Source organism: Gemmatimonadaceae bacterium, assembly GCA_019637355.1.
Taxonomy (GTDB): domain Bacteria; phylum Gemmatimonadota; class Gemmatimonadetes; order Gemmatimonadales; family Gemmatimonadaceae; genus Pseudogemmatithrix.
The window spans coordinates 1,967,536-1,988,114 of sequence record JAHBVT010000001.1; the positions used below are offsets into that span (position 1 = coordinate 1,967,536).

The following is a 20,579-nucleotide window of genomic DNA, read 5'->3' on the forward strand; positions in this document are numbered from 1 at the left end:
GTCGCGAGGGCTCCAGCGCCCAAGCGGGTATATTCCGATGATGCCCGCCCCTCGCCCCCGCGTCCTCGCCGCAATGAGCGGCGGCGTCGACTCCTCCGTCGCCGCTGCCCTCCTCGTGCGCCAGGGCTACGACGTGGTCGGCGTCACGATGAAGCTGTTCTCCGACGGCGGCGACCTCCCGGATCGCCCCTGCTGCTCGCTCGACAGCGTGAACGACGCGCGACGCGTCTGCGAGTCGCTGGGCATCCCGCACTACGTGCTCAATCTCCAGGACGCCTTCGGGCGCGACGTGGTGCAGGACTTCGTCGCCGAGTATGCCGCGGGCCGCACACCGATCCCCTGCGTGCGCTGCAACACGTTTACGAAGTTCCGCGACCTGCTCGCCAAGGCCGATGCGATCGAGGCGCCGTTCATCGCCACCGGCCACTACGCGCGCATCGTGGACGGGCAGCTCGCCCGCGGCGTGGACGACAACAAGGACCAGACGTACTTCCTCTGGGGCATCGAGCGCGACGTCCTCTCCCGCCTGATCCTGCCGGTGGGGCATCTCACCAAGCCGGAGACGCGCGCCGTCGCGCGTGAGCTGGGCCTACTCACGGCCGAGAAGCCGGAAAGCCACGAGATTTGCTTCGTGCCTGATGGCGATTACGTGAAGGTGCTCGAGCGCGAGCTGCCCGCCGACGCCCCGGCGCTCACCCCCGGGCCGATCCTCACGATGGACGGCCGCATCGTCGGTGAACACGAGGGCTTCGCCCGCTTCACCATCGGGCAGCGCCGCCGCCTGCCCAGCGGCAGCAAGGAGCCGATGTTCGTGGTCGCGCTTCGCCCGGAGGAGCGCGCCGTGGTCATCGGGCCGCGTGAGGCCCTGCTCGGACGCGGTCTGACGGCCACAGAGGCCAATTGGCTCGTGAACGCGGTGCCGACCGCAGACACCGACGTCCTCGTGCGCATCCGTCACCGCGCCACGCCCGTGCCCGGCACACTGCTGCGTGCCGATGCCTCGGGCTTCGAGGTCGCGCTCGCGGAGCCAGCCTACGCCATCGCACCGGGCCAGAGCGTCGTGCTGTACGACGCAGCCGGCGTCGTGCTCGGCGGCGGCATTATCGCCGCAAGCCGGCGTGTTCTTCCCATCCAAGCGGCATAACCACAAGGAGCTATCGCAATGATCACACGCAAGGCATCCGCCAAGTGGACCGGCGAACTCAAGACGGGCAAGGGCACGGTCAAGCTCGGCAGCGGCGCCTTTGAGGGCGCGTACTCGTTCGGCACGCGCTTCGAAGGTGCGCCCGGCACGAATCCCGAGGAACTCCTCGGCGCCGCGCACGCGGGTTGCTTCTCGATGGCGCTCAACCTCGGCATCTCCCAGGCTGGTTTCGCCGCCGAGTATGTGGACACGACGGCCGAGGTGCAGATGGACAAGGTCAACGACAAGATGACCATCGTCGGCGTGACGCTCACCACGACGGCCAAGGTGCCGGGGCTCTCGGCGGAGAAGTTCCAGGAGTTGGCGGAGGCGACGAAGGTCAACTGCATCGTCAGTCGGGCGCTGAGCGTGCCGATGACGTTGGTGGCCACGCTGGCGCGCTAGTACTCCAGCCCCGCCGCCTTCGCGAACTGCTCCATCAGCTTCCGCTGCTCGGCCGTCAGCGACTCGGGCACCACGACCTGGATCTCGACGATGAGATCCCCGCGCGTACCGTCCTTCTCGATTCCCTGCCCGCGCACGCGGAAACGCTTCCCGCTCGGCGTGCCGCCGGGCAACGTGATGGTGACGGTCTTCTCGTCGAGCGTCTCGACCTTCACCTTGGAGCCCAGCGCGGCCTGCGCGAGGTTCACCGGCGCGCGCACGATCACGTCGAGCCCGTCGCGGCTGTAGTCGGGGTCGTCCTTCACCTGGAAGGTGATGACGATGTCCCCGTTGGGACCGCCGCGCACGCCTCGACCGCCCTGGCCCTTGAGGCGAATCTTGCCGCCGCTCTCGGTACCACCGGGCACGGTGATGAGCAGCTTCTTGGAACTGCGCACCGAGCCCGCACCGCTGCAGGCGGCGCACTTCTCGGTGGGGACGCTGCCCCGCCCCACGCAGGCCGGACAGGGCCGCACCTGCGCGAAGCCGCCGCGCCCGAAGCTGATCTCACCGCGGCCGCCGCACTCGCTGCAGGGCTGGAGCTTGGCTCCCTTGGCCGCGCCGCTGCCGCCGCAGGTGCCGCACTCTTCATTCACCTCAAGCGTGATCGGCACCTTGCCGCCTAGCGCCGCGACGCGGAACGGCACTTCGAGCGTCGTCTCCACGCTCTGCCCTTTCTCGGGGCCGCTGGGGCGCTGCTGGCGCCCGCCGCCGAAGATCGACCCGAACAGGTCGCCGAAGCCGCCGAGCCCGCCGATATCGAAGTCTTCCATCCGGGGGCCGCCCTGCGCGGAGCCCGCGCCTGGCCGCGCGCCGCCGGCACGCGGGCCGCGAGCGGTAAACGGATCGAATGCACCGAGCCGGCGCATCTCGTCGTACTGCTTCCGCTTCTCCGCGTCACCGAGCACGTTGTGCGCCTCGGAAATCTCCTTGAAGCGCTCAGCCGCCTTGGCATCGCCCGGATTGGCGTCCGGGTGATACTGCTTGGCCAGCCGCCGATACTGCTTCTTGATCTCGTCGGCGCTGGCCGAGGCGTTGACGCCGAGGACGGCGTAGAAGTCCTTCTGGGCCATCACCCATTCCACTGCTTCACGACGACGCGCGCCGGACGAAGCAGTGTGCCGTTGAGGAGGTAGCCCACCTGATAGACTTGCGCCACCATCTCGTCTTCGTCGGCGCTCGCGGCGGGCATTGTGGTGATGGCCTCGTGCTTGCTCGGATCAAACCGCGCGTCCACCGGATTCACGACCTCGAGCCCGTGACCGGCCAGCGACTTGAGGAGCTTCTTCTCCACCATCTCGATGCCCTCGATCACCTGCTGGGCGGCGGTGCCCTCGGGCGTCATATGGGCCACACGGCCGAGGTCGTCGAGCGTCTCGAGCAGGCCCTTCATTACGGCGCCCATCCCACGGTGCTCGGCGTCCTGACGGTCGCGCACGGCCCGTTTGCGGAAGTTCTCGAACTCGGCATAGAGGCGCAGGTACTTGTCCTGCTGCTCGGCGAGGGCGCGCCGCGCGTCGGCGAGGGGGTCCGCAGAGGCGTCGTCGGCGCCGGCGTTCTCGGCGGCGGCCTGCTCGGCGGCGGCATCGGCGGCGGCCGCACGGGCCTCGGCGGCCGCCGCGTCGGCGAGGTCGTCCATTCCAGGGGTGCGTGGGTCTGTCATAGGGGGAAAGTTCGCCGTTTCCGCTCCCCTACGGCAGTGTACGGGCCGCGTTTCGGGCCGGCAGGGCTAGTCGCAGATGGCAGCGAAGAAGGCCGTCAGGTCGATCTCTAGGGCCGCTGCGGCCCCTTCGGGCAGCCACCGCAGCTGCTCGAACAGGATTTCCGGCGAGGCATCGCCCGGCTGCCAGCGTTCGACCAAGCGGGCGTCGAGGTCCACGATCCAGTACTCCGCTACCCCGGCCCGTTGGTAGAACCGGCGCTTGGTCACGCGGTCGTAGCGCGCCGTAGAAGGCGAAAGGACCTCGATGGCGAGCGCGAGGCCGGCGACGTCCGTCCAATTGCGGAACTTGTTGACGCCGTCCCGCAGCGTCGCGACGAACAGGTCTGGCTGGACCAGAGAATCCGCCTCGAGCTCGATATCGGCAGGGGACCAGAGGAAGACGCCGAGCTGGTGCGCATCCACATACGCGTGCAGCCGAAGGAATACCTCTCTGATAGCGAGCTGATGCTGACCCCGCGGCGCCGGCGTCACCAGCAACTCCCCATCCACGCACTCATAGCGGTTGCCGTCGTCTGGCAACGCGCGCACATCAGCAGCGGTCCAGTAGCGATCCGCGAGGGCAGGCATAGCCATAGGGTACGCTCGGCCGAGGGAAAAAGTAAAGAGGGCACGGACCCAAACTGCGGCCCTGCCCTCCAGGTGAATCATCGCGCGATTGCCGAGCCTACCGCCGACTCACCCGAGCGCCCGACGCAGCAGGTTGAGCGCCGCCTGGGCCGAGCGCTGTCGCATCTCGTGTCGGTCGCCGATAGTCGTCGTGCGCACGCTGCGGACTTCACCGCGCACATCCACCGCGAGACAAACTGTGCCCACCGGCTTCTCGGGCGTCCCGCCACCCGGCCCCGCCACACCCGTAATGCTCACGCCAACGTCCACGCCGAAGCGCGCGCGCACGCCGGCGGCCATCTCGCGTGCAGTCTCTTCACTCACCGCTCCGTGCGCCGCGAGCGTGGACTCCTGCACGCCGAGTTCGCGCACCTTCACCGCATTGGCGTAGGCGATGGTCCCGCCGTCGACGACGTCGCTGGAGCCCGGAATCGCGGTGAGGCGCATCCCGAGCATCCCGCCGGTGCAACTCTCGGCCACGGCGATGCGCATCGTGCGCGCGCGCAGCGCCTGCAGGACGACGGCGGCGAGGTCGTCCTCATCGGCGCCGTACACCCAGAGTCCGACCTTCGCCCTGATGGCCGCGTCGGCCGCATCGAGCAGCTCCACGGCGCGTGCCTCCGGCTCGTCCCAGACGCTCAGGCGCAGGTCCACGCCCTCCCAGCCCGGCAGGTAGGCCAGGCGCGTGCCGAGCGGATCCTTGGCGAGCTCCGCCAGTTCGTCGGCCAGCTTGCTCTCGGCGATGCCCGTCGTGCGCAGCGTCCGCGAGCGCACCACCAGCGCCGCCGCCGCACCGCGGCGCGCGAGCAATCGCGGCATCAGCTGCTCGCGTGCCATTCCGCGGAACTCGCGCGGCACGCCGGGCAGCATCGCGCACCAGCGGCCCTGGTCGTCCTCGAGCCAGATGCCGGGCGCCGAGCCGTGGTCGTTGCGGAGGATCTCGGCGCCGCTAGGAATCAGTGCCTGGTTGCGATTGGCGGCGGGGAGTTCCCCGGGCCAGCCTCGCTTGGCCCAACGTTCCTTGAGATCCTGCAGGATGCCTTCGTCGAGCGTCATCCCGCGCCCGAAGAGCTCGGCGATGCTGGGCTTGGTGAGATCGTCGGCGGTGGGCCCGAGCCCGCCGCTGGTAATCACCGCCCCGGTGCGTTCGAGCGCCACGCGCACGGCGTCGGCGATCTCCTCAGGCCCGTCCCCGACGGTGGCGCGATGCACCACGCGGATGCCCTGCGCCGCAGCCTCGCGGGCGAAGTACGCGGAGTTGGTGTCGACCGTATAGCCGAGCAACAGCTCGTTGCCGATACTGACGAGTTCAACGTCCACTGACGAAGACGCTGCGGTGCCGCACGAGGTAGTCCCCGAGGGAGATCAGCGTGAGGGCCAGCGCCACCAGCATCGCGACCGACCCGATCGTGCCGATGAGGCGCGCGAGGAGATCCGCCGTCGGGAGGCCCCAGTACTGCTGACGGTCGATGAATAGCTTGAGGCCGAACCAGAAGAACGACGCGCCCATCCAGGTATACTGGAACCCGGCCTTCCACTTGCCCAGCGGCTGCGCCGCAATGACCACGCCCCGCGCCTGCGCGAAGCCGCGGAACCAAGTCATAAACACCTCGCGCGCGACGATCGGCACCAACACCCACCAGGGGAAGAAGATCGGCCCCATCCCGAAGGCGACGAAGTAGTACTGCGAACGCTCCGCCACGACGGGCAACACGCGCAGCAGCGGATCGTGGGCCGGGGCCTGCAACAGGAACATCGGCACGAAGCAACCCACGAGCAGCAGCTTGTCGGCGAGCGGGTCGAGCACCTTGCCGAGGTCGGTGATGAGGCCGCGCGCGCGGGCGATCTTGCCGTCGATGTGGTCGCTGATCGCGGTGACGAGGTACAGCGCGAAGGCAAAGAAGCGCAGCCCTACCGACTCCACGAAGGGCAGCAGCGCCAAGAACGGCGTCGCCACGATGCGCGCCGCGGAGATGAGGTTAGGGAGGTTCACGGCCGCTCCGCGGCTACGCGAGCGTCTTCAGGACCAGCTTGGACACGGCCTTGAGCGTGTCGAACACCCCGTCACCGGTGACGGCCACGGCCTCGAAGAAGTGCGCCCGCTCCACCCACACACCGTCGGCGTTCTGCTCGATGACGTTCTCGCCGGGACGGAACTGGTTGGGCGTGACCTTCTGCCGCTCGGGTTCGACCACTTCCCAACCGGGATTGAGCGTCGCCTGGAGTTCGTCCAGCGGCGCAGCGTTCGGCAGGTCGCGCTTGTTGTACTGGATGATGAACGGCATCTTCGTCAGGTCGTACCCGTACTCGGCCATATTGTCGTACAGGTTCTGCATCGCCTCGAGGTTGGCTTCCATTCGCTCGACCTGCGAGTCGGCGACGAAGACGATGCCGTCCACGCCCTTGAGGATCAGCTTGCGCGAGGCGTTGTAATAGACCTGGCCCGGCACCGTGTAGAGGTGGAAGCGGGTCTTGAAGCCGCGGATGGTGCCGAGGTCCACGGGCAGGAAGTCGAAGAACAGCGTGCGTTCCGTCTCCGTCGCCAGCGAGATGAGCTTGCCGCGGGTGTCCGGCTTCACCTTGCCGTACACGTGCTCGAGGTTGGTCGTCTTGCCGCCGAGGCCGGGGCCGTAGTAGACGATCTTGCAGTTGATCTCGCGCGAGGCGTAGTTGATCATCGACATAGTCTGTTCTCCTTAGCCGAACAGCTGGTCGATTTCATCGTCAGCACCGGCCAGGAGGCCAGGCTGCTGCGCGCCGGTCTTGCCGCGCTGGAACACCTCGTGGAACAGCTTCGTCAGCTCGCTCACCGTGTCCTTGATCTTGAGGCGCACGAGGCCGAGCGTCGTGCGGTTGTCGAAGAGCGCCACGAGGATCACGCGGCGAGCCACGTCGGCGAGGTACATCGATTCCTTCTCGCCTTGGTGGAACAGCGAATTGAAGTCGGTCTCGCCGATGAGCTGGGCCAACTGGTCGTTGGCCGAGAAGTCGGCCGCCGTGAGCGTCGCGAAGGCCGTGGGGTCGAAGTTCGGCTGCTCGCCGACGGTCGCCACCAGCTGGCCCGAGCGGTCCACCAACAGCGCGCAACGCGCGTTGGTCTCGCCCAGGAACTTCTGCAACGCCTTGGTGATGGCGCCGAAGTCCTCTTCCGTGAATGACCAGCTTGCCGACCCGACCGCCATTGACCCGTCCTATGCGAGGGCGTTCTCGAAGCGAACCAAGAGGCGCCGCGCACGACGCCGTAACACCGGATTTTGCTCCCAACCAAGGTACTCGCGCAACAGCAGGATGGAATCTGCCGACGGCCGCCCGCTGACCCATCCCAGCGCCGCCAGCCGCTTCAGCGGCCGCGGCGAGTACAGGGCCTCCTTGTGGCGCCCCTGCTCCCGCGTCCACCAGGCGTAGCCGGCCGCCGCGCCCAGCAGCAGCCCAGCCACGAAGGCTGGCCCGCGCCCGCTCACATCGCCCGCCGGGCCGCCAGGGCCTGGACGATGGTCACGCCATCCGCGTACTCCAGGTCCCCGCCAATCGGCAGACCCCGCGCCAGCCGGCTCACCGTCGCGCCGCTGGCCCGGAGCTGCTCCTGAACATACAGCGCGGTCGCCTCGCCTTCGAGCTTGGGATTTGTGGCCAAGATCACTTCCGAGACCCCACCCGCCGCCACGCGACGGACCAGGGCCTCGACCGCGAGGTCGTCCGGGCCCACGCCGTCCAAGGGCGACAGGCGTCCACCCAGCACGTGGTACTGGCCGCGGTACTCGCCCGTGCGCTCAATAGCCGGGATGTCCGAGGCCTCCTCGACGACGCAGATCACGCTGCGGTCCCGCCGCGGATCGGCGCAGAGCGCGCAGGGGCTCTCTTCGGTGAGGTTCCCGCAGGTCGTGCAGGGCCGCACCTTTTCGATGAGGGCCAGCACCGCCGTCGACAGTCGCCGCCCCTGCTCCGCCGGCTGGCGCAGCAGATGATAGGTCAGCCGCAAGGCCGACTTCCGACCGATGGTCGGCAGCCGCGACAGCTCGGTCACGAGATCGTCGATGGCCGACACGCGTCGCTCAGAACGGGAGCTTGAAGGGCAGGCCGCCGAGGCCGAGACCGCCGGCGGCCGCCTTCATTTCCGACTCGGCCAGCTCGCGGCCCTTCCGCTGGGCCTCCTGCACCGCCACGGCGAGCAGGTCCTCGAGCATCTCCACGTCGGCCGGATTTACGACCGACGGGTCGATGGAGATGCGCTTGACCGTGCCTTTGCCGTCGGCCTCGACCTTCACCATCCCGCCGCCGGCGGTGCCGGTAACGGTGAGCGCGGCGAGCTTCTCTTGCACTTCCTGCAGCTTGCCCGTCATCTGCTGGGCCTGCTGCAGCATCTTCATAAAGTCGGTCATCTCAATCGAGCAGTTCGAGGTCGAGGGCATCTGCCGCCGCGGCGAGCAGCGGGCTCTGCTTGCGCAGCATCGCCATCCGGTCGGCCTTCACGGCCCCTTCGCTGAGCCGACGCGGCGCGGCGTCCGCGTCGGCGGCGTGCACGTTGAGCCGCGAGACAGTCTCGAAGCGGCGCCGCACGGCCGCGAGGATGGCCGACTCCTGCTGGACGATGAGCTCGGCCTGTGCGGCGTCATCCACCGTCAGCGTGACCACGCCGCTGGCGGTGACGGCCGTGGGCGTGGCGTGACCGAGCGCCGCCGCGAGCAGCGCACGGCCGTCACGGACGACGCCGTCCACGATGCCCTCCCAATGCTCGACGAGCCGGTTGATCTCTAGCGGCATCGACGCGGGCTTGGCGGGCGGAGCGTCGGCGACGGCCACGCTAGGTGCGTTGCCGGGCGGGCGCTCACGCACGGCCGCTGGCGGACGCGTGGGCACGGCCTCGGCCGCAGGACCGCTGAGGCGTTGGCTGGGAGCCGGCTCCCGGGCCACCGGCGGCGCGCTGGGGGCGGCGGCCCGCATCGGGGCGCGCTCGACGCCGCTGCCGCCACCGCCGCCACCGGCCGCGCCTCCGCGCGCGGACGGCGACGCGCCTTCGCCACCGCCGCGGAGCAGCTCCTCGATGCTGACCGTGCGGTCCAGCAGGGCGCAACGCACGAGCAGGGTCTCGAAGAGCATCTGCTGCTGTCCGGAGCGCTTGAGGTGCGGCTCGATCTCCACGAGGAGCGAGAGCATTCGGAGCAAGTCGCCGGCCACGAAGTGCTTGGCCCGCTTGGGCAGCTCCTCGCGCAGCCGGTCGGAGACCTCGGGCAGCTGCCCGCCGAGCACCACGGCCAGCTGCGCGCGCAGCAACTCGGCGAACTCGCTGAGCAGCACGGTGAAGTCCACGCCGTGGTCGGCGAGGCGCGCCACGGCGGCGAAGACCTCGCCGGGGCGGCGTTCGATGATGAGATCGAGCAGCGCGAGATGCTCATCCTCGGGCACGAGGCCGAGGGCGTCACGCACGCGCTGCGCGGTGACCGCGCCGTCGCCCAGCGAGAGCACCTGGTCCGTGAGCGAGAGCGCGTCGCGCATCGAGCCGTCGGCGGCGCGGGCCAACATCGCCAACGCGTCCGACTCGGCGCTGATCTGCTCCTGTTCCAGCACCGCGCTGAGGCGCGCGCGGACGTCGGCTGGGCCGATGCGCTTGAGGTCGAAGCGCTGCACGCGCGAGAGCACCGGCGCGGCGGCTTGCTGGATCTTCTGCGGCTCGGTGGTGGCGAAGACGAACACCACGCGCGGCGGCGGCTCCTCGAGGATCTTGAGCAACGCATTCCAGGCCTCGCGTGTGAGCATATGCGCCTCGTCGATGATGTAGACCTTGTAACGGTCCTCACCGGAGGGGGCGTACATCGCGCGCTCGCGCAGGTCGCGGGCGTCGTCCACGCCCCGGTTGGAGGCGGCGTCGATCTCGACGACGTCGAGCGAGGCGCCGCCGCCCCAGACGCGGGCGCAGGAGGGGCACTCGCCGCAGGGTTCTCGGTCCTCGCGGCGCCGCTCGCAGTTGAGCGCCATTGCCAGCACGCGGGCGAGGGTGGTCTTGCCCGTGCCGCGGGGCCCGCAGAAGAGGTAGGCGTGGGCGATTCGGTCCGTCAGGATCGCGTTCCGCAGGGTGTTCGCGACGTGCGACTGCACGGCCACGTCGGCGAACTTCCGGGGGCGATACTTCCGCGCGAGGGCGAGCGACATAGGCGGTGAATTTACGCTACGGGGCGGGGTTCTGCACGAAGACTGCTGTTCACCACAGAGGACACAGAGGGCACAGAGAACTGCAACGGCGAACCGCTCTTAACGCAGAGACGCAGAGGGGCGCAGAAAACTACAACTGCTTTTTGGGGGGCTCGCGCCGATAGGTCGGTGCAAGCCCCCAAAGAAGAAGCAGTTGCAGTCGCCGTGCTCTGCGCCCTCTGCGTCTCTGCGTTGAACCGGCAGTGGCAGTTCTCTGTGTCCTCTGTGCCCTCTGTGGTGAAAAAAAACGCGCGAGGAGCAAGCCGAACCGGCTGCTCTCTCGCGCGAGTGTCCCAGGTCTGACGAGGCGACGACGACGTCACGTACCGTTGCTGCCTTTCGGCCCTGGCGGGGTTGGCGGGCCGAAGCCCCCCGGGACCTGGAACACCCGAAAGATACGCCCGCCGAGGCGCTGGCGGCACCCCGTGGGCCCGCGCCGACCCCCTAGCCGCGCGGTGGCGCCCCGCGCCCCGCCGGCCCCGTGTGCCGCAACGCGGCCTCCGTGCGGTTCTTCACGCCCAGCTTCTGATAGAGGTGCTGGACGTGGAACTTCACCGTGTTCTCCGACAGCGAGAGCCGCGCCGCGATCTGCACGTTGGTCAGGCCCTCGGCCAGCAGGGCCCAGACTTCGCGCTCACGAGCGGTGAGGTCCGTTCCGCCGCCGCGCGTCGTGCGCGCCTCCAGCCAGCGCCGCGCCGCCTGCGGGAACACCAACTGCCCCTCCACCACCTGCCGGATGGCGCTCAACGTCTGCTGCGGGCTCGCCGTCTTGAGCGCGAGGCCCTCGGCGCCCGATTCCAGCACCGAGCGGATCGTCTCGCCGTCGTGGTAAGCCGTCAGTACCAGCACGCGCGGCGCCTCGGGCATCGCCCGCAGCTCGCCGATGATCTCGGTGGCACGCAGGCCCCCGAGCTCGTAGTCGAGCACGACGACCTCGGGCGTGTGACGGCGCACCAGCGCGACGACCTCGGCACCGTCCGTGGTGGCGCCCACGACCTGCATATCGCGCTCGCTGTCGAGCAACGCACGCAGGCCCTCGAGCACGATGCCGTGGTCGTCGGCGAGCACGATGCTGATCTGTCGGTCGTGGGTCACGAGTCGGCGGGGACGGTCACGGTGAGTGTGGTGCCTTTGCCGGGAACGGAGGTAATGGCGAAATGGCCGCCGAGCATCGCGACCCGGTCCTGGATGCCGCGCAAGCCGAAGTGCCCGCCCTCGACGCCGACGTCGGCCTCGCGCGCGAGCACCGACGACGAATCGAAGCCCCGGCCGTCGTCGGTGACGATCATCCGCAGATCGTTGTCCACGCGCTCGACGGTCACGGCCTGCCGTGTGGCCATCGCGTGCCGATGCCCGTTGGCCAGCGCCTCCTGCAGGATGCGGTACAGGGCGATCTTCACCGGCAACGAGCACTCGCCCAGCGATTCCTCGAACGAGCACTCCACCGCCTGATCGGTCATCGCCTCGTGCTGCACGGTGAGGCCCTCGAGGATGGCTTCGAGCGGGCGGCGCTCGAATCCCGGCGGGCGGAACACGCCGATGAGCGTGCGGATCTCTCCCAGCGCGCGCTCGAGCAGCGCCGCCGCTTGGCCGGCGCGTCGTGCCGCATCCGGCTGCGCCGCCAGATCGCGCTCCAGCAGCTGCAGGTGCGAGACGGCCGCGAAGATGTCCTGCACCGGGCCATCGTGCATATCGAGCACGATGCGTTGCAGCTCCCGCTCGCCCGCGGCCAGCAGGCGCCGCGACGCGGCGGCGCCCTCACTCACGCGAGGACCTCCTGCAAGCGCTCCGTCGCCGTGGCCAGCGCGGCATCGTCGATATCGAGGTGCAGCACCGCACGGATGCGCGTGGCGTTCCACGCGCTGATGAGCACGCCGGCACTTTTCGCGCGTGCCACCACGTCGGCCGCGGGCAGTCGCGCGGGGAGGTCCACCATCACGATGTTGGTGTCCGGCGGGACGACCTGGAGTTCCGGGTTCGCCGCGAGGCCAGCGGCCAAGGCCTGCGCACGGCGATGATCGTCGCCGAGGCGCGGCAGGTTGTGCTCGAGGCCATAGAGCGCCGCCGCCGCGAGGATGCCCGACTGCCGCATCCCGCCGCCAAAGCGCTTGCGCACCTCCCACGCACGGGCCATCGCCTGCTCGCCGCCGACGAGCACCGCGCCCACCGGCGCGCCCAGGCCCTTGGAGAACGACACCATCACGGTCTCGGCGCAGGCGGCGAAGTCCGCCAGCGAGGTGCCCGTGGCCACGTGCGCGTTCCAGAGGCGCGCGCCGTCCAAGTGCATCGCGAGTCCCGCCGCGTCGGCCACGGCGCGGATCGCGCGCAGCTTCTCCAGCGAACTCACCATCCCGCCGGCGCCATTGTGCGTGTTCTCGGCACACACCAGCGAGGCGCGCGGCGCGTGGGGCGAGGCCGGCCGCAGCATCGCGCGCAGGGCCTCGGGCTCGAGGACCGGTGCGCCGCTGACGACGCGCGGCTGCAGTCCCACTAGGCCGGCGGTGCCAGCCAGTTCCCAGTTCACGATGTGCGAGTCGTCGTGCACGAACACTTCAGTGCCGCGTTCGCCCAGCAGCCACAGGGCTGTTTGGTTGGCCATCGTCCCCGTCGGGAAGAACAGGCCGCGCGCCTTGCCGAGCAGCGCGGCCACCGTGGACTCGAGGCGCAGGACGGTGGGGTCGCCATCGAGGACGTCGTCGCCGACGAGCGCGTCGGCCATCGCGCGACGCATTCCGGCGGAGGGTTGGGTGACGGTGTCGGAGCGGAGGTCGATCACGTGGGAAGACGGAGGACGGAAGACGGAGGACGGAAGCGACGGCACCCGCAGCCGCTAGGGTCAGTCGGCGACGGGGAGGGTCTGCGCTTCCGCAGCGCGGGCCTGCAATTGCTCCTGCGTTGCGGCGGCGACTTCTGCGCCCACGACGAAGATCAGCGCGGCGTAGTAGGTCCAGAACACTACTACGATGAGCGCGCCAAGCGTTCCGGAGTAGACCGACGCCGGCGGGTAGGCGCTCACCACCTTGCCGAAGACCACGCGGGCGACCTCGAACAGCAGCGTCGCGGTGACGGCACCGGCGATGGTCGGGACGAGCGGGGTCTTTCGCTTGGGCAGCCAGTGGTACAGCAGGCCGAAGAGGAGCACGACCACGGCCAACGCGATGAGGCGGCCCACGAGCAGTTCCACGCCGCCCAGCAGGTCTTGGCGCACGCCCAGTTCAATCAGCGCCTTTCCGACGCGCCCGCTGCCGAAGGTGAGAAACGAGGTCAGGCCCACCCAGAGCACCATCAAGATGACGGTGAAGCCGGAGAGGCTCAGGTCCCAGAGCAGGCCGTGGAACACCGTGCGGTCGCGGTCGTGATTGAAGACGATTCCCATCACGCTGCGCAGGGACCCGAAGAGCCGCGCCGAGAACCAGAAGAAGAGGATGGTGCCGCCGATGCCGAAGACGGCGCGGGTACGCTGCACGTCGGCGAGCACCGGGTCGAGCATCGCGCCGCCGACGCCGAGGCCGGCGGGGAGCACACGCTCGAGCACGCCTTGGGCGATGCGTGTCGCGGCATCCGGTGACTCGCCGAGGAGATAGCCGAGTGCCGCCGCCAGCATCAAGACAAAGGGGACGCCGGCGAGGAGGATGTTGAAGGCCACCCCGCCGGCGAGAAACCCTACGTTGTCGTCAAGGACGTCGCCGAGAACCCGCCGGACGACGCCAAGGATATTGCGAATCAGACGCCGTCGTCCTCTCCGTCGGTAGCCTCGCGGTGGCGCGCGAGGCGCTCCTCGAGTGCGGCGCGGGCGTCGCGCGCGGCCGAACGGCCCTGACGGGACAGGTCGTCCACCACTCCGCGTCCGGTCTCGGCCAGGTCTCGGGCCTTGCGCTTCACCTTGCGAGCGCCGCGCCGGATATCGGCACGGGTCTCGTCTCCCGTCTGCGGGGCGAAGAGCAGGGCCAGCCCCGCTCCTACCGCCGCCCCGAGGAGGAACAGGCCGACGCCTCCGCCAGCGCTCCCGCGTCGCTCGATCACCACTGCCGGTTCGCCGTGCTCAGACATCGTGCCTCCTCGGGTGCAGGGTCAGGGTCAGCCTTCCACGAAGACCAGGAAGCGCGAGGTGCGCCAGAAGGTCGTCGGGTCCGTGATGCGGATCGTGCCCTTGAACTTGCCGTCCGCGGGCGCCGCGTCCAGTCCCGTCACGTCATTCGGCGAGACGATCCGGTACGTCTTGTTCGGATCCGGCAGGACGATCTCGCGCAGTTCGCGGCGGTCGGAGGCCGTAAAGTCCCCGGCGTCCAGCGTCCGCGAGAGAATGGTCGTGCGGCCGATTCCGAGCATTCCGCCCCGGCGGACGATGACGCCGCGGTTGATGAGGTCGTCCTGGCGGCCGGCCACCCAGTACACAGTGTTCTGCTCGACCGTCAGTGCATCCTTATCGGCACGCAGCGCGGCACCCTCGGCCGCCAACTGCTGGTTGGCCTCGCGCAGCTGCGCGTTCTGGGCCGTCAGGCCGGTCACCTGCTCCACGAGCGCGGCCACTTCCTGGCGCTGCTGGTCCACGAGCGTCTGGAAGGCCGCCACCGTGCTGTCGTAGCGACGGCTGAGGTCGCTGTTGCCGGCCGTCAGTGCCGCGATGCGGCGGCGGCTCTGCGCCATCCGGTCCTCGGCCTCCTTCACGCGATTCGTCAGCTCCGTCACGCGGTCCAGCAGCTGCGCGCGCGCCTGCGACGGCGTCAGCGTCTCCATCTCGCCGGTGCGGGACTGGACGGGCTGGCCCGAGCGGACCTTGTCGATCTCGCCATTCACTTCGGAGATGAAGCGCTGCGTGGCGACGACTTCCGACAGCAGCGAGTCCTTCTCGGACGAGAGCGCGGCCGCCTGCGCCATCTGGCGGTCATACTCGGACTTCGACACACAGGCCGACGCAACGATGGCGACGGCGGCGAGAGCTACGATCTTGCGCATTGGGTGTTCCTCAGTGGGGGAGTTCTGGACCCGTCCGGTTCACTCACCCGCATCCGGGTCATCCGGCGCCGCTTCCACGGCAGGGCCGACCCCAGGGGCCGGACGCTCAATCGCCGGTCCTTTGACGTACCTCAGCACCCCCTCAGCTGTTCCACCAACTGCCAAATTCTCGAACAGGAACCCGAACTTGGCATCGTAAGCCGTTGCCAGTTTGTCCTTTACGTCGGCCGGCAGATCCCAGAGCTGACGCTTGAACGGCCCGAGTGCCTTCTTGCGGGTCTTGTAGAAGAACTGCTCATCGGTGTCGCCCGCCTTCCGCTCCTCCGCCGCGTTGACGCGCAGCCAGGCGTAGATCTCCTCGCGCAGCGCAGCCGGGAGGTGATCGTAGAGCATATTCTGGAAGCCGGTCGCCAGATGAATCTCGGCCGTCTGGGTGCGCGGGAAGTGGAAGAACGCGCTGTCTGGCAGCGTCGAGGCCCCGTGCTGCACCGCCCCGCTCAGGCCGTACTTCTCGCGGGCCACGCGCGAGAGGTCCTCGAGCGTCTTGAAGTCCAGGGCCACGTCGGCGATGGAACCGTCGGCGAGCACCACGCCGCCGTGCGACGTGCCCGACTGCACCGAGATTTTGCTCAGCCCCACCGCGCCCGGCGCCTTGGCGGCCAGCGTGCGGTTGTAGCCGTCCATAAACGCCTCGAGCTCGGGCACGGTGGAGTTCTCCGTGCCCACCTCGCCGATCTCGCCACCCAGCGAGATGGTGACCCCCTTGGGCTCCAGCGAGCGCACGTACTGCGTCAGGTCGACGCCGACCTCGAAGTTGAGCCGCTGTTGGGCGTCGAGGGTGGCGTGGGAGAGATCGACCAGCGTGGAGGTGTCGAGGTCGATGTTGTAGAAGCCGGCGCTGATGGCCTCGAGCGCGAGCTGCTTCACCGCCCCGACCTCAGCGGCCGCGTCCACCTTGTACTTCTTGGCGTTCACCTGGAAGTGGTCGCCCTGGATGAACACCGGCCCGCGATGTCCCTCGCGCAGGGCGGCCGCGAGCATCACCGCCACGTACTCGGCGGGGCGCTGCTCGGTGTAGGCGATCTCCGAGCGGGCGATCTCGAGGATGAAGGCGCCGCCGTTCACGCGCCTGGCGGTGCGGAAGATGCTGCGGGCGGTGTCGTAGGACGCGCCGCGCACGTTGATGGCGGGCACCGTCACCGGCGGCACATCGCCGCGGCCGCGCGCCATATAGAAGTCGTGGATGGAGGCCGAGTAGGTGCCGACGGCGCGGCCGCATTCCCAGATGGCCCAGCGTGCCCAGTCCTGCTCGTCGGGGCTGCCGAAGACGGCGAGGCGGACGAGGGCGTCCATCATCGGGCCGGCGAGGGCGGCCTCATCTCTCAGCGTGAGCTTGCCGTTGGCAATCGCGGCGGCGGCGCCGAGGGTCTGCGTGACGTGGGCGGGAACCTTGGACATCGGACGAGAGACTGGGTGTGAGGCGCGGCCTCTGGTGGCGCGCGGAGTGACCGGCTTCGGTTGGGCGGGCGCGTGGGGCGCCCAGCCATCAAATCTCGCGTGATTTCCGGGTGGAGGCAACGACAATTCACCACAGAGGGCACAGAGGGCACAGAGCACTGCCACTGCCACTGCCACTGCCGGTGCAACGCAGGGACGCCGAGAACGGCAACCGCTTTTTCAACGCAGAGACGCAGAGGGCGCAGAGAACTGCAACCGTAACTGCAAATTCTTTGGGGGCCCGCACCGAGCTATCGGTGCGAACCCCCAAGGAAAGCAGTTGTAGTTCTCTGCGTACTCTGCGCCTCTGCGTTCAAAGCAGTTTGATTCAGCAGTTCGACTTAGCAGTCTGCGGTTGCCGTTCTCTGTGCCCTCTGTGCCCTCTGTGGTGACCCGCCGTTCAGAGCACCCAATCGGGATCGGAGAGCGGCAACGCTTCCCACACGGCGCGCATCTGCTGCCAGTCGGGGTGCCCGAACTGGTAGTACGTCAGCTGCTTCCCGAGTTCGACGCCGGGCTGGTCGAGCGGATCCACTCCGTAGAGTTGCCCCGCATAGACGGTCGCGAGTTCGAAGAACATAAAGAGCCCGCCGAGGTGCCACTCGTCGACGCGCGTGACGCGCAGCGTCATCGTGGGACGGCCTCCCTGCGCCAGCGCCCCCGCCGTGGCCCGACACTCCGCGCGCAGCAACTCGGCGAAGCTGTGGTCCTTCAGGTACGCGAGCTCCGCGGGATCACCGCTGCCGTGCGGAATCGCCACGTCCGAGGGGTGCTCTTCGACGTCGACGAAGGTCACCGTCTTGTCGCACGGACCCTCCATAAAGAGCTGGACCTGAGCGTGTTGGTCCGTCGCGCCGACGGCCGCGATGGGCGTGGGGCCCACGTGCGCGCCAGACGGCGTGCGCTTGCCCAGCGACTCGGCCCAGAGCTGCACGAACCAGGGCCCGAGGTCGCGCAACGCGTCTGAGTAAGGCATCAGGACGTGCATCGCCTGTCCAGCGTCCTGCTGGGCACGCCACTGCAGCGCCGCGAAGGCGAGCGCCGGGTCCTCGCGCAGGCTCGCCCCTTGGCAGCGGTCGCGCATCGCGACGGCACCGGCGACCAGCGCGGCGATGTCGAGCCCGAGCAGCGCGGCCGGCAGCGTGCCTACGGGTGAGAGCACGCTGAAGCGTCCGCCGACGTTGGGCGGCACCACGAAGGTCGGGATGCCTTCGGCGTCGGCCACGCGGCGCAGGGCACCCTTCTCCGGGTCGGTGATGAACGCGAGGTGTTCGCGCAGCGGCAAGCCGGCCGCGCGGAGCCGATCGCGCACGAGCAGATACTGCGCCATCGTCTCGGCCGTGCTGCCGGACTTGGAGATCACCAGCACCCGGGTGCGCGGCAGGTTCACCAGGTCCAGCAGGCCGGCGACGCTCCGCGGATCCACATTGTCGAGCACGTGCAGCCGCGGCCGCCCGTTGCGCTGCGCCGAGCTGCGGGCGTTCCAGTCGCGCGGCAGCAGCGCCGTGCGCAGGCAGACGGCGCCGAGCGCCGATCCGCCGATGCCGAGCACGACCACGTCGTCCAAGCCGGGACGCGCGCTGCTCGCCCAGTCGCTCACGCGCTGTCGCTCGGTTGCCTGCGCCTCGAGTTCGCGGAAGCCCAGGACGCCACGGGCGGCCATCGCCTGCGCGCCGGCGACCGCGGACTGCAGGCGCGGTGCAAGCGCGCTCAGCGCGTCCGCGTCCGGACCGCTCGGCACGGCGGCACGCAGCATCCCGCTCACATCCAGACGAATCGTCACGAACCGAACTCCACGGAGAGGCCGTCGTAGGCCGGTTGAATGTCGTCGGGCAGCGCGGCGGCCAGCGCGGCGTGGGACGTCTCGTGGGTCAGGTGGGTGAAGTAGCACCGCCGGGCGCCGACTCGACGTGCGGCGTCCACCGCTTCTCCGATCGAGAAGTGCGTGGGATGCGAGGTCCGGAACAGCGCATTGAGCACCAGGACCTCGGCGCCCCTGAGCGCCACGACCGCCTCGTCCGTGAGCTCCTTGGCGTCGGTGACATAGGCCAGCGGCCCGATGCGGTAGCCGAACACGCGCACGCGGCCGTGTGGCAGCGCCACGGCGGTGACGTCGAGGTGCCCGATGCGCGTCGGCACACCCGGCGCAAGCGCTTGCGCGAAACCCTCGGGCTTGCTGGTGCCGGGGAGCGGCTTCATCGCGGCATCGAAGATGTACGAGAAGCGCCTGGTGAGGCCGTCCAGCGTCTCCTTGGGGCCGTACATCGGCAACGCGCCGTCGCGGCGCACCGAAATGGCCCGGATGTCGTCGATGCCGTGCGTGTGGTCGGCGTGCTCGTGCGTGAAGAGCACCGCGTCGAGGCGATCGATGCCGGCCGCAATCAGCTGCAGACGCAGCTCGGGCGGCGTATCGATGAGCAGGCGCAGGCCGGCGTCTTCCACCACGGCGCCGACACGCGTGCGCTTGTCGCGCGGGTCCTCGGAGCGGCACACGGCACAGGCGCAGCCGATCTGCGGCACGCCGAAGCTCGTCCCCGTCCCGAGGAAGGTCAGCTTCACACCGTCTCCACCTTCAGCTGGTTCGTCGTGCCCGGAACATCGAAGGGCACGCCGGCCGTGATCACCACGCGCTCGCCCGGCACGGCGATCCCGTGCTTCACCAAGAGCTCACGGGCCAGCGCCGTCATCTGTGTGTAGGTGTCGCAGTGCGGCACGAGGAAGGGCGTCACGCCCCAGGTCATCGCGAGCTGGTTGTAGGTGCGGATGTTGTCCGTGAGCACGACGATGCGCACGTTCGGCCGTCGTGCCGCGACGATGCGGGCGCTGAAGCCGCTCTTGGTGAAGACGACGATGGTCTGCGCGCCGAGCAGGCGCACCGCCGTCACGCTGGCCGAGGCGATGGTCTCCTCGACCGTCGCCGTGCCGGGCTTGAGGCGGTCGATGCCCTGCCCGCGCTCCACCGGCGCCTGCTCGGCGGCGGTCGCGATGCGCCGCATCGCCTGCACCGCCAGCACCGGATGCAGGCCCGCGGCGGTCTCGGCCGACAGCATCACCGCGTCGGTGCCGTCGAGGATGGCGTTCGCGACGTCGCTGGCCTCGGCCCGCGTCGGGCGCGGGTTCTGGATCATCGACTCCAGCATCTGCGTGGCGGTGATCACCGGCCGGCCGTAGCGGTTGGCCAGCCCGATGATGCGCTTCTGCTGCAGCGGCACCTGCTCGAAGGGCAATTCGACGCCGAGGTCGCCGCGGGCCACCATCACCGCGTCGGTGGCCTTGAGGATGGCTTCGATGCGCTCCAGCGCCGAGTCCTTCTCGATCTTGGCGACGACGAGCATCCCCTTGGGTAGCATCGCCTTGAGTTCGGCGATGTCCTCGGCCCGGCGCACGAAGCTCAGCGCGAGGTAGTCGAGGTCCTGCTCGATGGCGAACTGAATATCCTCGCGGTCCTTGTCGGTGATGCTCGGCGCGGAGACATCGATGCCGGGGAGATTCATCCCCTTGTTGCTCTTGAGCAGGCCGCCGTAGCGCACCTTCGCGTGGACGCGCGGGGCGTCAACCTTCGTCACCTCGAGTGCCAGGAGGCCGTCGTCGACGAGAATCGTGCCCCCGACCATTACGTCGGCCGCGAGCGCGTCGTAGGTGATGGGAATCTCCCCCGCCCCGCACGCGTCTTCCGGCGCGAGCACCAGCGTCTGGCCTTCCTCGATGGTGATGGCCTCGGCCAGCGCACCGATACGGATGCGCGGGCCCTGCAGGTCGCCGAGGATGGCGATGGGCTTGCCGAGGTCCTGCGCGATGCCGCGGATGTTCTCGACCGTGCGCGCGTGCTGCTCGTGCGCGCCGTGCGAGAAGTTGAGGCGGGCGACGTTCATCCCCGCGTGGATCAGCCGGCGGATGACATCGGGCGACGCGGAAGCCGGCCCGATAGTCGCGACGATCTTGGTGACGCCGGTGGAGGGGGTGCCCGCGGGGGGAGTGGTCACG

Annotated in this window: 23 protein-coding genes and 1 other RNA gene; 2 read left to right on the top strand and 22 right to left on the bottom strand. The window is 69.3% G+C overall.

From position 1 onward, the window contains the following. Window positions 1-40: 40 nt before the first annotated feature. Entirely contained in the window at window positions 41-1,144 is a 1,104-nt protein-coding gene (mnmA, locus tag KF689_09065) for a tRNA 2-thiouridine(34) synthase MnmA (protein ID MBX3133518.1), read from the top strand. Window positions 1,145-1,162: 18 nt separating this feature from the next. Next, the gene (locus KF689_09070) at window positions 1,163-1,588 is read left to right on the top strand and encodes an OsmC family protein (protein MBX3133519.1); all 426 of its coding nucleotides are present in this window, start codon (window positions 1,163-1,165) and stop codon (window positions 1,586-1,588) included. Here the strand turns inward: KF689_09070 and KF689_09075 are convergent. The 22 genes from KF689_09075 to pyk form a co-directional block, all read right to left on the bottom strand. Beyond that, window positions 1,585-2,700, bottom strand: a complete 1,116-nt coding sequence (locus KF689_09075) for a J domain-containing protein (GenBank protein MBX3133520.1) — start codon at window positions 2,698-2,700, stop codon at window positions 1,585-1,587. The two genes, KF689_09070 and KF689_09075, sit on opposite strands and share 4 nt — an antisense overlap. Further along, window positions 2,700-3,290, bottom strand: a complete 591-nt coding sequence (locus tag KF689_09080; protein MBX3133521.1) for a nucleotide exchange factor GrpE — start codon at window positions 3,288-3,290, stop codon at window positions 2,700-2,702. Before KF689_09080 ends, KF689_09075 begins: the two co-directional genes overlap by 1 nt. Before the next feature lie 66 nt (window positions 3,291-3,356). Beyond that, window positions 3,357-3,917: a Uma2 family endonuclease gene (locus KF689_09085; protein ID MBX3133522.1), complete on the bottom strand. Its 561-nt coding sequence runs from the start codon at window positions 3,915-3,917 to the stop codon at window positions 3,357-3,359. Between the two features lie 108 nt (window positions 3,918-4,025). Then, window positions 4,026-5,276, bottom strand: a complete 1,251-nt coding sequence (locus tag KF689_09090) for a competence/damage-inducible protein A (protein ID MBX3133523.1) — start codon at window positions 5,274-5,276, stop codon at window positions 4,026-4,028. Continuing rightward, window positions 5,266-5,949, bottom strand: coding sequence for a CDP-alcohol phosphatidyltransferase family protein (locus KF689_09095; GenBank protein MBX3133524.1), 684 nt, complete (start codon window positions 5,947-5,949; stop codon window positions 5,266-5,268). Before KF689_09095 ends, KF689_09090 begins: the two co-directional genes overlap by 11 nt. 13 nt (window positions 5,950-5,962) lie before the next feature. Continuing rightward, window positions 5,963-6,640 (bottom strand): GTPase domain-containing protein, encoded by a 678-nt coding sequence (locus KF689_09100; protein MBX3133525.1) that lies wholly within the window; start codon window positions 6,638-6,640, stop codon window positions 5,963-5,965. 12 nt (window positions 6,641-6,652) lie between these two features. Next, window positions 6,653-7,138, bottom strand: a complete 486-nt coding sequence (locus KF689_09105) for a roadblock/LC7 domain-containing protein (GenBank protein ID MBX3133526.1) — start codon at window positions 7,136-7,138, stop codon at window positions 6,653-6,655. Window positions 7,139-7,147: 9 nt separating this feature from the next. Continuing rightward, the gene (locus KF689_09110; GenBank protein ID MBX3133527.1) at window positions 7,148-7,417 is read right to left on the bottom strand and encodes a hypothetical protein; all 270 of its coding nucleotides are present in this window, start codon (window positions 7,415-7,417) and stop codon (window positions 7,148-7,150) included. Next, window positions 7,414-8,001 (bottom strand): recombination mediator RecR, encoded by a 588-nt coding sequence (recR, locus tag KF689_09115; GenBank protein MBX3133528.1) that lies wholly within the window; start codon window positions 7,999-8,001, stop codon window positions 7,414-7,416. Before recR ends, KF689_09110 begins: the two co-directional genes overlap by 4 nt. A 7-nt stretch (window positions 8,002-8,008) precedes the next feature. Then, window positions 8,009-8,323, bottom strand: a complete 315-nt coding sequence (locus KF689_09120; GenBank protein MBX3133529.1) for a YbaB/EbfC family nucleoid-associated protein — start codon at window positions 8,321-8,323, stop codon at window positions 8,009-8,011. A 13-nt stretch (window positions 8,324-8,336) separates the two neighbouring features. After that, a complete protein-coding gene (gene dnaX, locus KF689_09125) occupies window positions 8,337-10,103 on the bottom strand; it encodes a DNA polymerase III subunit gamma/tau (GenBank protein MBX3133530.1) in 1,767 nt (588 codons plus the stop codon). Between the two features lie 328 nt (window positions 10,104-10,431). Beyond that, window positions 10,432-10,526: signal recognition particle sRNA small type (gene ffs / locus KF689_09130), an RNA gene on the bottom strand. Between the two features lie 60 nt (window positions 10,527-10,586). Further along, the gene (locus tag KF689_09135) at window positions 10,587-11,237 is read right to left on the bottom strand and encodes a response regulator transcription factor (GenBank protein ID MBX3133531.1); all 651 of its coding nucleotides are present in this window, start codon (window positions 11,235-11,237) and stop codon (window positions 10,587-10,589) included. Continuing rightward, window positions 11,234-11,908, bottom strand: coding sequence for a hypothetical protein (locus tag KF689_09140; protein ID MBX3133532.1), 675 nt, complete (start codon window positions 11,906-11,908; stop codon window positions 11,234-11,236). The genes KF689_09135 and KF689_09140 overlap by 4 nt, the downstream gene beginning before the upstream one ends. Further along, on the bottom strand, window positions 11,905-12,918 hold the full coding sequence (locus KF689_09145; GenBank protein ID MBX3133533.1) for an aminotransferase class I/II-fold pyridoxal phosphate-dependent enzyme: 1,014 nt from the start codon (window positions 12,916-12,918) through the stop codon (window positions 11,905-11,907). Before KF689_09145 ends, KF689_09140 begins: the two co-directional genes overlap by 4 nt. 60 nt (window positions 12,919-12,978) lie before the next feature. After that, window positions 12,979-13,788: a YihY/virulence factor BrkB family protein gene (locus tag KF689_09150; protein MBX3133534.1), complete on the bottom strand. Its 810-nt coding sequence runs from the start codon at window positions 13,786-13,788 to the stop codon at window positions 12,979-12,981. Window positions 13,789-13,865: 77 nt separating this feature from the next. Then, the gene (locus KF689_09155) at window positions 13,866-14,192 is read right to left on the bottom strand and encodes a YtxH domain-containing protein (GenBank protein MBX3133535.1); all 327 of its coding nucleotides are present in this window, start codon (window positions 14,190-14,192) and stop codon (window positions 13,866-13,868) included. Window positions 14,193-14,219: 27 nt separating this feature from the next. Beyond that, window positions 14,220-15,098, bottom strand: a complete 879-nt coding sequence (locus KF689_09160; protein MBX3133536.1) for a hypothetical protein — start codon at window positions 15,096-15,098, stop codon at window positions 14,220-14,222. A gap of 39 nt (window positions 15,099-15,137) precedes the next feature. Continuing rightward, complete coding sequence (locus tag KF689_09165) at window positions 15,138-16,556, bottom strand: aldolase (GenBank protein ID MBX3133537.1); 1,419 nt, start codon at window positions 16,554-16,556, stop codon at window positions 15,138-15,140. A 439-nt stretch (window positions 16,557-16,995) separates the two neighbouring features. Then, window positions 16,996-18,378, bottom strand: a complete 1,383-nt coding sequence (locus KF689_09170) for a glucose-6-phosphate isomerase (GenBank protein MBX3133538.1) — start codon at window positions 18,376-18,378, stop codon at window positions 16,996-16,998. After that, window positions 18,375-19,154, bottom strand: coding sequence for an MBL fold metallo-hydrolase (locus KF689_09175; GenBank protein ID MBX3133539.1), 780 nt, complete (start codon window positions 19,152-19,154; stop codon window positions 18,375-18,377). Before KF689_09175 ends, KF689_09170 begins: the two co-directional genes overlap by 4 nt. Then, a complete protein-coding gene (pyk, locus tag KF689_09180; protein ID MBX3133540.1) occupies window positions 19,151-20,578 on the bottom strand; it encodes a pyruvate kinase in 1,428 nt (475 codons plus the stop codon). Before pyk ends, KF689_09175 begins: the two co-directional genes overlap by 4 nt. Window position 20,579 lies beyond the last annotated feature (1 nt).

Coding starts and splice junctions, on each gene's coding strand:
- KF689_09085 (MBX3133522.1), bottom strand. CDS start 3,917: ATGCCTGCCCTCGCGGATCGCTACTGGACCGCTGCTGATGTGCGCGCG.
- KF689_09070 (MBX3133519.1), top strand. CDS start 1,163: ATGATCACACGCAAGGCATCCGCCAAGTGGACCGGCGAACTCAAGACG.
- KF689_09105 (MBX3133526.1), bottom strand. CDS start 7,138: ATGGCGGTCGGGTCGGCAAGCTGGTCATTCACGGAAGAGGACTTCGGC.
- KF689_09120 (MBX3133529.1), bottom strand. CDS start 8,323: ATGAAGATGCTGCAGCAGGCCCAGCAGATGACGGGCAAGCTGCAGGAA.
- KF689_09165 (MBX3133537.1), bottom strand. CDS start 16,556: ATGTCCAAGGTTCCCGCCCACGTCACGCAGACCCTCGGCGCCGCCGCC.
- KF689_09160 (MBX3133536.1), bottom strand. CDS start 15,098: ATGCGCAAGATCGTAGCTCTCGCCGCCGTCGCCATCGTTGCGTCGGCC.
- KF689_09080 (MBX3133521.1), bottom strand. CDS start 3,290: ATGACAGACCCACGCACCCCTGGAATGGACGACCTCGCCGACGCGGCG.
- mnmA (MBX3133518.1), top strand. CDS start 41: ATGCCCGCCCCTCGCCCCCGCGTCCTCGCCGCAATGAGCGGCGGCGTC.
- KF689_09155 (MBX3133535.1), bottom strand. CDS start 14,192: ATGTCTGAGCACGGCGAACCGGCAGTGGTGATCGAGCGACGCGGGAGC.
- dnaX (MBX3133530.1), bottom strand. CDS start 10,103: ATGTCGCTCGCCCTCGCGCGGAAGTATCGCCCCCGGAAGTTCGCCGAC.
- KF689_09075 (MBX3133520.1), bottom strand. CDS start 2,700: ATGGCCCAGAAGGACTTCTACGCCGTCCTCGGCGTCAACGCCTCGGCC.
- KF689_09100 (MBX3133525.1), bottom strand. CDS start 6,640: ATGTCGATGATCAACTACGCCTCGCGCGAGATCAACTGCAAGATCGTC.